The 12577-nt window shown below is 68.0% G+C and carries 9 protein-coding genes; 5 read left to right on the top strand and 4 right to left on the bottom strand.

All coding sequences use genetic code 11. The features are described from left to right. Positions 1-159: 159 nt before the first annotated feature. The gene (gene bcp, locus A3M1_RS0118590) at positions 160-627 is read left to right on the top strand and encodes a thioredoxin-dependent thiol peroxidase (protein ID WP_018390497.1); all 468 of its coding nucleotides are present in this window, start codon (positions 160-162) and stop codon (positions 625-627) included. A gap of 37 nt (positions 628-664) precedes the next feature. Here the strand turns inward: bcp and prfB are convergent, their stop codons facing one another. Beyond that, a complete protein-coding gene (gene prfB, locus A3M1_RS0118585) occupies positions 665-1795 on the bottom strand; it encodes a peptide chain release factor 2 (RefSeq protein WP_018390496.1) in 1131 nt (376 codons plus the stop codon). A 165-nt stretch (positions 1796-1960) separates the two neighbouring features. Here prfB and A3M1_RS0118580 point away from each other — a divergent pair, with 165 nt between their 5' ends. Further along, the gene (locus A3M1_RS0118580) at positions 1961-2587 is read left to right on the top strand and encodes a glutathione S-transferase (protein WP_018390495.1); all 627 of its coding nucleotides are present in this window, start codon (positions 1961-1963) and stop codon (positions 2585-2587) included. An 18-nt stretch (positions 2588-2605) separates the two neighbouring features. Here the strand turns inward: A3M1_RS0118580 and A3M1_RS0118575 are convergent, their stop codons facing one another. After that, a complete protein-coding gene (locus A3M1_RS0118575) occupies positions 2606-5044 on the bottom strand; it encodes a penicillin-binding protein 1A (protein WP_018390494.1) in 2439 nt (812 codons plus the stop codon). A 117-nt stretch (positions 5045-5161) separates the two neighbouring features. After that, positions 5162-6391, bottom strand: a complete 1230-nt coding sequence (locus tag A3M1_RS0118570; RefSeq protein ID WP_018964013.1) for an N-acetylmuramoyl-L-alanine amidase — start codon at positions 6389-6391, stop codon at positions 5162-5164. A gap of 829 nt (positions 6392-7220) precedes the next feature. Between A3M1_RS0118570 and A3M1_RS0118565 the strand changes: the two genes are divergently transcribed. Both A3M1_RS0118565 and A3M1_RS0118560 read left to right on the top strand, forming a co-directional pair. Further along, positions 7221-10091 (top strand): ribonuclease E/G, encoded by a 2871-nt coding sequence (locus A3M1_RS0118565; protein ID WP_018390492.1) that lies wholly within the window; start codon positions 7221-7223, stop codon positions 10089-10091. A 169-nt stretch (positions 10092-10260) separates the two neighbouring features. Continuing rightward, the gene (locus A3M1_RS0118560) at positions 10261-11088 is read left to right on the top strand and encodes a transglutaminase family protein (protein WP_018390491.1); all 828 of its coding nucleotides are present in this window, start codon (positions 10261-10263) and stop codon (positions 11086-11088) included. A 48-nt stretch (positions 11089-11136) separates the two neighbouring features. Here A3M1_RS0118560 and A3M1_RS0118555 read toward each other — a convergent pair whose 3' ends face one another. Further along, on the bottom strand, positions 11137-11976 hold the full coding sequence (locus A3M1_RS0118555) for an NAD(P)H-binding protein (RefSeq protein ID WP_018390490.1): 840 nt from the start codon (positions 11974-11976) through the stop codon (positions 11137-11139). A 157-nt stretch (positions 11977-12133) separates the two neighbouring features. Between A3M1_RS0118555 and A3M1_RS0118550 the strand changes: the two genes are divergently transcribed. Further along, a complete protein-coding gene (locus A3M1_RS0118550; protein WP_018390489.1) occupies positions 12134-12505 on the top strand; it encodes a helix-turn-helix domain-containing protein in 372 nt (123 codons plus the stop codon). The last annotated feature ends 72 nt before the right edge of the window (positions 12506-12577 follow it).

The raw sequence follows: 12577 nt of genomic DNA, 5'->3' as shown, positions 1-12577 counted from the left end.
AATGCCCGCGCGCATGACAGGCGGCGACACCTTATCCACCTGCATGCTGACATCCCGCTGATCGCTCCGCACAATTGGCGGGCCCGCACGTCCACCGGCAAGCCCCAACGGCATGCCACCCCCAGCCGATCCCCCCCAAACACGCCGAAAGGAAGGCACATGACCGAGATAGAGGTGGGAGCCCCCGCGCCCGACTTCACTTTGACCACCGATTCGGGCGAGGTGCTGTCCCTCGCCGCCTGCCGTGGCCGAAAGCTGGTGCTCTATTTCTACCCCAAGGCCGGCACGTCAGGCTGCACGGTGGAGGCGCATGACTTCAACCGCCTGAAGGCCGATTTCGATGCCGCCGACACGCTGGTGGTCGGCGTCTCGCCCGACCCGGACAAGGCGCTCGCCAAGTTCCGCGCCAAGGAGGGCCTCACCTTCCCGCTCGCCGGGAACGAGGACCATGCCATGCTCGAAGCCTATGGCGTGTGGGGCGAGAAATCCATGTACGGCAAGAAATACATGGGCGTCGAGCGGACCACCATGCTGATCGACCGCGAGGGGCGGGTCGCCCGCCTCTGGCCGAAGGTGAAGGTCGCCGGCCACGCGGACGAGGTGCTGGCGGCGGCGCAGGCGCTGTGAGGCGCGGCGGGGCGCGACAGGCGTCCCGCCTCTGCGCTCAGTCCACATCCTCGACGCTGGCCGGCCCGCCGCCATAGGCGCGCTGCGCCAGCGCCGCTTCCATGAACGGGTCGAGATCGCCGTCCAGCACTTCCTGCGGCGTGCCCGAGGTGACGCCGGTGCGCAGATCCTTCACCAGTTGGTAGGGCTGGAGCACATAGGAGCGGATCTGATGGCCCCAGCCGATATCGGTCTTGGCGGCCTGGTCGGCGGCGGCCTGCGCCTCGCGCTTCTTCAGCTCCATCTCGTAGAGCTTGGCGCGCAGCATTTCCCACGCCGTGGCGCGGTTCTTGTGCTGGGAACGGTCGCCCTGTGCCACCACGGCGATGCCGGTGGGAATATGGGTGAAGCGGACGGCGGATTCGGTCTTGTTGACGTGCTGGCCGCCGGCGCCGCCGGAACGCATCGTGTCGATGCGCAGATCGCTTTCCTTGATGTCGACGACGATGCGGTCGTCGATCACGGGGTAGACGTCGACGCTGGCGAAGGAGGTCTGGCGCCGGGCGTTGGAATCGAAGGGCGAGATCCGCACCAGCCGGTGCACGCCGCCCTCGGTCTTCATCCAGCCATAGGCGTTGTGGCCCTTGACCAGGATGGTCGCGGATTTCAGCCCGGCGGTTTCGCCCGCCTGCTCGTCCACCAGCTCCACCTTGAAGCCGCGGCGCTCGGCCCAGCGCGTATACATGCGCAGCAGCATCAGCGCCCAGTCCTGGCTGTCGGTGCCGCCGGCGCCGGCATGGACTTCGAGATAGCTGTCATTGGCGTCCGCCTCGCCGGACAGCAGCGCTTCCAGCTGGCGGCGCGCGACCTCAGCCTTCAGTTTGGTGAGCGCGTTTGCCGCCTCGTCGACGATCGAGGCGTCGCCCTCGGCCTCGCCCATCTCGATCAGCTCGACATTGTCGGAGAGCTCGCGGGTGATGCGCTCCAGCGCACCGAGCCCGTCCTCCAGCGTGCCGCGCTCCTGCATCAGCTTCTGCGCGCGCTCGGGATCGTTCCACAGATTGGGGTCCTCGGCGAGCGCATTCAGCTCGGCAAGGCGGGCCTTGGAACGGTCGAAATCGATGTGCTGCCGCAGCAACTGGGCGGCTTCCCGGATTTCGTCGACGCTCGCGGCGAGCTCGGCGCGCATGATGGCTACTCTCGATAGGACATTGAAGGCGGCGGAAAATAGAGGCGTTGCCGCACAGTGTAAACGCCCCGCGCGCCGGTTGGCTCCGCAGGCGTCGCGCCGAGCGGCTTGCGGGGCGCGCCGGCGGCCCTAGGATGCGGCGAACCCTGGCAAAAGGAACATCAGATGCACCTCGTCGGCATGCTCGATTCGCCCTATGTGCGCCGCGTCGCGGTGTCACTGACCACTCTCGGCCTGCCCTTCACCCACGAGTCCGTGTCCGTGTTCCGCCATTATGAGCGATTTCAGGGAATCAATCCGGTGGTGAAGGCGCCGACGCTGATCACCGATGGCGGCGTCGTGCTGATGGATTCGACCCTCATCCTCGAACATACCGAGAAGCTGGCCGGCCGCTCGCTCGCCCCGGACGAACTTTCCGCGCATGCCCGGGCGCAGCGGCTGATCGGCCTGGCGCTGGCCGCCTGCGAGAAGAGCGTGCAGATCGTCTATGAGAACCAGCTGCGCCCGGAGGAGAAGCGCCACCAGCCCTGGCTGGACCGGGTGAACGAGCAACTCCTCGCCGCCTACCGCCTGATCGAGGCGGAGATCGGCGACGCGACGATGGAAGATGGGGAGGGCTGGCTGTTCGGCCCGGCGCCGCTGCAGGCCGACATCACCACCGCCATCGCCTGGACCTTCACCACCCGCATGCTGCCGGATCTGATGCCGGCGGACGCCTTTCCGGCGCTCACCCGCCTCACCACCCGCGCCGAGGCGCAGGAGGCGTTCAAGGCCTGGCCCTATGATGGCTGAGGACGCCGCCGGCGCGGCTCAGTAGAGCCCGCCGGTGCCGCTGGCGCCCACGGCGCGGTCGGCGTCGGGGTTGATGCCGATCGGATTGCCAGCGGCATCGGTAGCGCCGATGATCGAATAGCTGTCGGGCGGCGCCGTGCCCGGCTTGAACGCCTCAAGGATCGAGCCCTCGCCCGGCCCGGCGCGCAGGCCGCTCTTCGGGTTGATGCGGATCAGCTTGATGCCGGGCGGCACGCGGAAGGGCACGGCCGGCCGGTCGGCCAGCGCCAGCTTCATGAAGTCGCGGACCACGGGGGCGGCGATCAGGCCGCCGGTCGAGCCCTTGCCCATCGGCTTGGGCGTATCGAAGCCGAGATAGACCGCCACCACCAGCTCCGGGGTGTAGCCGACGAACCAGGCGTCCTTTTCCTCGTTGGTGGTGCCGGTCTTGCCGGCAATCGGCTTGCCCAGCACCTTCAGCGCCGTGCCGGTGCCGCGCTGGACCACGCCTTCCAGCATCGAGGTGATCTGGTAGGCCGTCATCGGGTCGAGCACCTGCTCGCGCCGGTCGATCAGCACCGGCTCATTCTGGCCCTGCCAGCCGGCGGCGTCGCAGCCGCGGCATTCGCGCTCGTCATGGCGGTAGATGGTCTTGCCGTAGCGGTCCTGCACGCGGTCGATCAGCGTCGGCTTGATGCGCTTGCCGCCATTGGCGAACATCGAATAGCCGCCGGCCATGCGCAGCGCCGTGGTCTCGCCGGCGCCGAGCGACATGGAGAGCACGGGGAGCAGATTGTCGGAGACGCCGAAGCGCTTGGCGTATTCGACGATCAGCGGCATGCCGAGATCGTTCGCCAGCCGCACCGTCATCACGTTGCGCGACTGCTCGATGCCGAAGCGCAGCGTCTGAGGGCCATAGAACTTGCCGGAATAGTTTTCCGGCCGCCAGGTCGCCTGCCCCTGCTGGGCCAGCTCAAACGGCGCGTCCATGATGACGCTGGACGGCGTGTAGCCATTGTCGATGGCGGCCGCGTAGACATAGGGCTTGAACGACGAGCCTGGCTGGCGCTGGGCCTGGGTGGCGCGGTTGAACTGGCTTTCGTCGAAGGAGAAGCCGCCGGCCATGGCCAGCACGCGCCCGGTCGAGGGGTCCATCGCGACAAGCGCGCCTTCGATCTGCGGCTGCTGGCGCAGGCGCCATTGGTCGGGCTTGCCGTCCACCGGCTCGACATAGACCACGTCGCCGGGCTTCAGCACGCCGGCCACGCCGCCCTTGGCGTTGCGGATCGCCCATTTGGCGCCGTCGGCGGTGATCATGCCGACATCGCGCTGGGTGCCGAGCACGCCGGAACGGTCGCGCTGCGGCTGCAGGCCGATGCGCGCGCCCTTGGCGTCAGAATCCAGCACCACGGCGAGCCGCCAGGGAATGTCGGTGAAGGTGCGCACATCGGCGAGGCGCGCGCCCCAGTCGCCCGTCGTCTCGATCCGCGTGACCGGACCGCGGAAGCCGCGCTGCTCGTCATAGCGGGTCAGCCCGTCGAGAAGCGCTTCCTTGGCATACTGCTGTAGCTTGGGGTTCAGCGAGGTCCGCACCGAGAGGCCGCCGCCATAGAGCTTGTCCTCGCCATAGCGCTCGAAAATCTCGCGGCGCACTTCCTCGGCGAAATATTCGGCCGAGAAGATATGCGCGCCGGTCGGGCGCACGGTCACGGACAGGTCGGTCTTCTTGGCGTCGTCGGCCTGCTGCTGGGTGATATAGCCGTTCTCGGCCATGCGATCGATCACCCAGTTGCGGCGCTCGACAGCGGCGTCGTGGCGGCGGAACGGGTGATAATTGTTCGGGCCCTTCGGCAGGGCGGCGAGATAGGCGGCCTCGGCGATGGTCAGCTCGGAGACCGACTTGTCGAAATAGAGCAGCGAGGCGGCGGCGACGCCATAGGAGCCGATGCCGAGATAGATCTCGTTCAGATAGAGTTCGAGGATCTTGTCCTTGGAATAGGCGCGCTCCATGCGCAGCGCCAGCAGCGCCTCCTTCACCTTGCGGTCGATCGAGACCTCATTGGTCAGCAGGAAGTTCTTCGCCACCTGCTGGGTGATGGTGGAGGCGCCCTGCGGGCGGCGGCCGGAGCCGTAATTCTGCAGGAAGGCGAAGGCGGCGCGGCCGATGCCGGTCAGGTCGATGCCGCCATGGGAATAGAAGTTCTTGTCCTCGGCGGCGAGGAACGCCTCCTTCACCAGCGGCGGGATGTTCTGGATCGGCAGATAGAGCCGGCGCTCGCGGGCATATTCGGCCAGCAGCGAGCCGTCCGCGGCATGGACGCGGGTCATGACCGGCGGCTCGTAGTTCTGCAGCTGGCTGTAGTCCGGCAGGTCCTGCGAGAATTTCCACGCAAAATAGCCGGCCGCCGCCCCGCCGATCACGAAGACGATCGTGCCGAGCGCGAACATGAACCCCAAGAACCGCAGAAGCAGCCGCATACGGCCAGGCCCCCAATAAGCTGAGAACACCCCCGCGCGGCAGCGCGATAAGAGTCCGAATGTGGTCGTCGCCCGAAGGGCAGCGTTTGCGCGGCAACTATGGCCTAATCGCGACCGTTATGGCCCGGTCGCGGCCAGCGGCTCGCCGCTTGTGCGGCCAACGCTGGCCGGCAGCGCCACAGGGGTACCCTCGACGGGCCCCTGCGCGGCGAAATAGGCCTCGATCGCCACAACCATGGCCTCGGTTACACTAGCCTGCCACGCGGACGATGTCATGAGTTCGAGGTCCTTGGCGCTGGAAAGATAGCCCAGCTCGAACAGCACGGAGGGCACGTCCGGCGCCTTCAACACCTTGAATCCCGCCGCTTTGAGCGGCGATTTGTGCATGCGCGCCACGCCGCTGACACTGCCGGCGAGGCTGCGGGCGAAAAGCGCGGAAAAATTGCGGGTTTCGCGCTGGGCGAGGTCAAACAATATGCCGGCCACATCCGCCGGCTCCTCGGAAAGATCGAGGCCCGCGATCATGTCCGCCTTGTTTTCCGCATCCGCCAGGCGCTGCGATTCGGCGTCGGAGGCGCGGTCGGACAGGGTGTAAATCGTCGCCCCGCGCACGTCGCCATCGCGCGAGCCGAGCGAATCGGCGTGCAGCGAGATGAACAGCCTTGCTCCGTTGTCGCGGGCGAAGCGCACGCGCTGGCCGAGCGAGACATAGGTGTCCTTGGTGCGCGTCAGCAGCACGCGGTAGCGGCCCGTCTCCGCCAGGCGCCGCTCCAGCTGGCGGGCGATGGTGAGCACGAGGTGCTTCTCGGTGACGTTGAATTTGGGGTTCACCGCGCCTGGGTCGATGCCGCCATGGCCGGGATCGAGCACGATCACCGGGCGATGGTCGCCGGCAGCGGCCGCTTCGGCCTGCGGCATTTCCGGCTGCTCGGTGGCGCGCAGCGGCGCCGCCGCCGCTTGAAGGAATCTGGCCCGGTCGGTCTTGACGAGATCGATGACGAGCCGTGCCGGCTGGTCGTCCATCGGCTCCAGCACGAAGGCCTTGTCGACCGTCACCGGGTCGGTGAGGTCGAGCACGATGCGCGCCTTGCCCGGGGCGAAAAGGCCGAAGCGATAGGCGGCGACAAGGCCCCGCCCCTCCTGCCCGGCCGAGTCCGGCAGTGCAAAAATGACATCGGGGATGTCGACCACGACCCGGTAGGGATCGGCAAGGGTAAAGGCGCCGAGCGGCACCGAACGCGACAGGTCGATCACCAGACGCGTGCGCTCGCCATCGCCGGCGAGGCGGGCATCGCTGGCCACGACAGGCTCGCTGGCGCCGGCGGCATGGGAGGTTGCCGAAGACATGGAGACCCACGCCGGCAACAGCGCGAGCGCCGCCGCCAGACAGATCCTCCGTATCCCCGTTCGCCACGCCATGGTTGCTCGCGTCGTCCTCTATCCCCGCCCCCGCCATCACAGGCGGGGTCCTTCCCCCACCCTTCTAGCGAAATTACAACGAACCGTTAACCGGCCGCTGTGCCCGGCGTCGCTTCGCCCGGCGAACGTGGCCGGCGGGCAACGGCGGCCAGGCGCGCCTTGTCCGACGCGATCCTTGCCAAAACGTCACGCATGCCGCTATTAAGAGCAGGCATATGGTTCGCATTCCGGTCGCCCGTCGACGTCCGGCTCTCGCGGCCCCTGCGGCGAAGGGCTGTCCAGCGATGGAGGGGCCCGGCACAAGGCGCGAATTCCGTTCAGGACCCGTAGCCGTGCCTTGGCGGTCGTCATGACTGCGCGCCAGGGGGACGCGGCCCGGTTTTGTCATTCACGGACGAGTGGACGTGGTGTCTTCGCGCGGCGCATTTCGTCGTGTCGTCCCCCACGCGCCTTCGCGGCCAGCTGCCTCGAGCCGGATCGCGCGCGGTCGCGGCTTGCCCTGTTCGGTCGTGTAAGGACGGCAACCAACGATGATGCGTCAGCCGGCAAGTGTGGGTTTCGTGCGTGGGGCGGTTTTCCGCCGCGCACCTGCCCGCAGGCCCGCGACCTGCGCACCGCGTCGGCGCCCCGCCTGCGAGGCACCCCGTCCTGACCGCCGCATCCTCTTCACGCTTTCAATTTCCGCTTACTGGCACGGCCTGAGCCGTCCGGCGTCGCTGGCGACGTCGACGCGACCGTTGCCCCATATGAGAGTTCAATGGCCAACAAGATGCTCATCGACGCCACCCATCCCGAGGAGACTCGGGTGGTGGTGGTGCGCGGCAACCGAGTCGAGGAATTCGACTTCGAGGCCGCCAACCGCAAGCCGCTGCGCGGCAACATCTACCTCGCCAAGGTTACGCGGGTAGAACCTTCCCTCCAGGCCGCCTTCGTCGAATATGGCGGCAACCGGCATGGCTTCCTCGCCTTCAGCGAGATCCATCCCGACTACTACCAGATCCCGGTCGCCGACCGGCAGGCGCTCCTCGCCGAGGAAGAACGCCAGCAGCGGCGCGATGCCGAGGCCGAGAACGAGGACAAGCCCAAGAGCCGCCCTCGCCGGGCACGCGGCGCGGCCAAGTCGGCCGAGGGCGACGAGAGCGTTTCCGAAGACACCAACGCCGAGACGACCAGCGAGAGCGAGGGCGACGCCACCCCGGCCCGCCGCTCGCGCCGCCGCCGCTCCTCCTCCGATGACGAGGCTGGCGGCGAAGGCGGCGGCGAGGTCGAGGAGATCGCCGACGAGGAAGAGATCGTCGACGAGGTCGGCTCCGACGACGCGATGGAGGAAATGCCCGAGCGTGCGCCCCCGCGCGGCCGGGCCCGCACCTACAAGATCCAGGAAGTCATCAAGCGCCGCCAGGTGATGCTGGTGCAGGTGGTCAAGGAAGAGCGCGGCAACAAGGGCGCGGCGCTCACCACCTATCTCTCGCTCGCCGGCCGCTATTCGGTGCTGATGCCCAACACCGCGCGCGGCGGCGGCATCTCCCGCAAGATCACCTCGGCCGAGGACCGCAAGCGGCTGAAGGAGGTCGCCTCCGATCTCGAAGTGCCGGAGGGCATGGGCGTCATCCTGCGCACCGCCGGCGCCAACCGCACCAAGCCGGAAATCAAGCGCGACTTCGAATATCTCCTGCGCCTGTGGGAGAATGTGCGCGAGCTGACGCTGGGCTCGACCGCGCCCTCGCTGGTCTATGAGGAAGGCTCGCTGATCAAGCGCTCGATCCGCGACCTCTACAACAAGGACATCGACGAGGTTCTCGTCGCCGGCGACGAAGGCTATCGCGAGGCCAAGGACTTCATGCGCATGCTCATGCCGAGCCATGCGAAGAACGTGAAGGTCTACAAGGATCTGCAGCCGGTGTTCACCCGCTTCGGGGTGGAGAGCCAGCTCGACGCGATGTTCCTGCCGCAGGTGCAGCTGAAGTCCGGCGGCTACCTCGTCATCAACCCGACCGAGGCTCTGGTCTCGATCGACGTGAACTCCGGGCGCTCGACCCGCGAGCACAATATCGAGGACACCGCGCTTAAGACCAACCTGGAGGCCGCCGAGGAGGTGGCCCGCCAGTTGCGCCTGCGCGACCTTGCCGGCCTTGTCGTGATCGACTTCATCGACATGGACGAAAAGCGCAACAACCGGGCGGTGGAGCGCAAGCTCAAGGACTGCCTGAAGAACGACCGCGCCCGCATCCAGCTCGGCCGCATCTCGCATTTCGGCCTGATGGAAATGAGCCGGCAGCGCATCCGCACCGGCGTGCTGGAATCCTCCACCGAGGTCTGCCCGCATTGCGGCGGCACCGGCCATGTGCGCTCCTCGCCCTCGGTCGCGCTGCAGATGCTGCGCGGCGCCGAGGACATTCTCCAGCGCTCGAACACGCATAACCTCGTCATCCGCACCCGCGCCGAGAACGCGCTCTATGTGCTCAACCACAAGCGCGCGCATCTGCACGAGCTGGAAGAGCGCTTCGGCGTCCTCATCACCATCGCGGCCGACCAGACGCTGACCGGGCTCACCCCCTTCGCCATCGACAAGGGCGACGCGGTGCTCAACCCGATCCCGCTGCCGCGCCCGCCCGAGCTGGTGTTCGAGCCGGAGGATGAGATGGACCTCGCCGCGGCCGATGAAGCCGAGGACGAGGCCGAGACCACGACGGCGACCGAAGAGACGGTGGAAGCCGCCGCCGAGCCGGAAGCCGGCGAGAGCCACAACGCCCCGCCGGCCCCCGCTGCCGGCGACCCGGCCGGCGATGGCGGACGTCGTCGTCGCCGTCGGCGTCGGCGTCGGCGCGGCGGTGGCGCCAATGGCGAGAACGGCGAGAATGGCGAGCGTCATGCCGAGGGCGAGCAGGGGTCGGACATGTCCGGCGCCGAGTTCGAGGATGATGGCGAGGAGGGCGACGACGAGGAGCGCTCCAGCGAGCGCGCCGAAGCGGCTCCCGAGGTGATGGCCGAGATTGGGACCGACGTCACCGCCGAGGTCCCCCTCGCCGGCGAACCGGCCGAACAGGCGGTCGCATTGGCCGAAGAAGCCACCGCCACGCCGGAAGAGACGCCGGCCGAGACCTCCGCCGAGATTGCGCCGGAAGCGACAGCGGAAGCCGCACCCGTCGAGGACGAGAAGCCGCGCCGCGGCCGTCGCGGTGGACGCCGCACCAAGGCGGCGGCGGCAGAGACGGCGGAAGCCGTCGACGCCCCCAGCGCCGACGCCGCTGCGGCAGAACCCGCCGCCGAAGCACCCGCCGCGGATGCGGCCGATGCGCCTGAAGCCGCCAAGCCGAAGCCCCGCCGCCGTCGCTCGACGGTGCGGGAGAAGGCGCCGGCCGTCGTTGCCGAAAGTGATGGCGTGAGCGATGCCCCCGCGCCGGAAACTCCCGCGCCTGAAGCCCCGGCGCCGGAAGCCCCGGCCGAGACTGGCGCGAGCGTCGACGAGGCGGCCGTCGCCACCCCGACGGAAGAGCCGAGCGCTCCGGAAGCGGCCCCCGCTCCCACCGAGGCGCCCGCTGCCACCGAGGCGGCAGCCCCGGCCGAGCCGGAACCCGATCGCCCGCGCCGCACCGGCTGGTGGCAGCGCAAGATCTTCGGCGAGTAATCGTCGCCGACGCACGACCAGCAGGGGCCTATCCCGCCACCGCTCATGGAAACGGCGCCTCACGGCGCCGTTTTCTTATTCCGCCTGCCTGCAATCTCGGCACAAGTCGCCGGAACCTCCGCCCGCGAACGGTGTTCTGTTCTGCAATGACGGCGATGCGGGGCTCGGAATGATCACCATACAATGCGGGTACCGGATCGAGATCGTCTGCAACCAGCCGACCGCCGGCATCACCCTGCTCGACCCGCACCCGGAACGACAGGTCGACATCATCGACGTCGCCACGATGAGCGTAACCGCGCTGAGCGACGGCAGCCCGGTGGCCAGCGAGGATTATGACGACAGCTTCGGCAATATCTGCCGGCGCCTGCTCATCCCGACCGGCGGCGCCCGCTTCGAGAGCCGGATCAACGTCGCCGATCCCGGCACGCTTGATGTGTTCGACCAAAACGCCATCGAGCACCCGCCGGCCGAACTGCCGCCGGAGGTGCTGCAGTTCCTGCTGCCGAGCCGCTATTGCGAGGTCGACGAACTCTCGGGCGTGGCGTGGAACCTGTTCGGCAACTACGCCCCCGGCTGGAACCGGGTCCAGCAGATCTGCAATTTCGTCAACGCGCAGATCCGCTTCGACTATCAGTTCGCCCGCAACACCCGCACCGCCGCCCAGGCGTTCAACGAGCGGGTCGGCGTCTGCCGCGATTTCACCCATCTGGCGGTGGCGCTTACCCGCGCCATGAACATCCCGGCCCGCTACTGCAACGGCTTTCTCGGCGATATCGGCGTGCCACCGGACCCGGCGCCGATGGACTATAATGCGTGGTTCGAGGCCTATATTGGCGGCCACTGGCACACCTTCGACGCCCGCCACAACGTGCCGCGTATCGGCCGGGTGCTGGTGGCGCGCGGGCGCGACGCCGCCGACATCCCGATGGTCCACACTTTCGGGCCGCATATGCTGCAGCGTTTCGAGGTGATCACCGAGCAGGTGGCGGCGTAACCGCGCCGCTGTCTCCCGGCAGCGCCCGAGAGACAGCGGCGCGCAACATCACGCCCGAAGCGCGGCCGCGTTTTCCTGCGCCCACTCGCCCACCGAGCGCGGCGCGTGGCCGGTCAGCGTCTGCACCGTATCGGTGACGCCGGCGGTCCAGCCCTCCCGCACGGGGTAGAAGATGCTGGCGAGGAAGCGGGCATAGTCTTCGCCGATGCCGACCCCGGTCAGGATGCCAACGAACGTGTCGTCGTCGACCGGGGTGTAGGCGACGCTCTTGCCCATGACAGGCGCGAGGATCGCCGCCGCCTCGGCATAGCTCAGCGCCGCCGGCCCGGAGAGATTGAACGCCCGTCCGTCAAAGGCGTCGCTGGTCAGCGCGCTCGCGGCGCTGGCCGCGATGTCGCGGGCGTCGATAAAGGCGGACTTGCCCTCGCCCGCCGGCACGGCGATGACGCCGGCATGGTCGATGCCCGGCTTCCAGAAGTTCAGGAAATTGTCGGTGAACCAGTTCGGCCGCAGGATCACATAGGGCGTGCCCGAGGCGATCAGCGCCAGCTCGACCTGGCGATAGGGGATGGAATCGTCGGCATCGACGCCGAGCGCGGTCTGCAGCACCACCTTCACCTTGCGGGCGGCGGCGGCCTCGATCACCGGAATCAGCAATTCCCGGGAATTCACATAGCCACCCGGCAGCATCACGAAGACGCGGTCGACGCCGTCAAACGCCGCCGCGAAGTCAGGCGCGGCGAAGTCGAAGGTGACGCCCTCGGCGCCCTCGATCGGCTGGCCGCCACGCGAGGCGGCCTTCACACTCTCGCCCCGGGCGAGCAGCCCCTTCACCAGCGGGCGGCCGACATGCCCACTCGCGCCGAGCACCAGAATCTTGCCTGCCATAGTCACTCTCCTTAGTATCCATTGGAAACCATGTTTCGATGGACTACATACTCTCTCAACGGAGAGGCCGGAAGAGAGCACTTGCGGCTCACATGGTGGCGTCGAGGAAACCGACTTGCGGAACGCCGCCCGCCGCACGACAACGAGTGAGACCGCGATGCGCTATGCCTATGACGTTTATGAGGATCGCTGCCCGACCCGGCTGGTGCTCGACCGGCTAGCCGACAAATGGGCGCTGCTGATCCTCGACCGGCTGGAGGGCGGGCCGGTGCGGTTCAACCATCTGCGCCGCGACATCAAGCTCATTTCGCAAAAGGTTCTGTCGCAGACGCTGAAGAAGCTGGAGCGCGACGGGCTGGTGACGCGCACCGTGTACCCCACCGTGCCGGTCACGGTGGAATACGCACTCACCCCGCTCGGCCGCACGCTGGCGGAAACCGCCGCCGCCCTCACCCATTGGGCCGAGCACAATATGGACGCCATCCTGGCGTCCCAGGCCGCCTATGACGCGGCGCTGGCGGAAAGGTAAGCTGCCCTCATCCCCGGGCTTGGCCCGGGGGCCCACGCCTTCCGCTGCCTGCGTGCTTCGAGGCCGGCCGTG

Origin of the sequence: Ancylobacter sp. FA202 (assembly GCF_000380205.1) — a bacterium.
Classification (GTDB): domain Bacteria; phylum Pseudomonadota; class Alphaproteobacteria; order Rhizobiales; family Xanthobacteraceae; genus Ancylobacter.
This window is presented reverse-complemented; position numbering and strand designations above follow the sequence as displayed.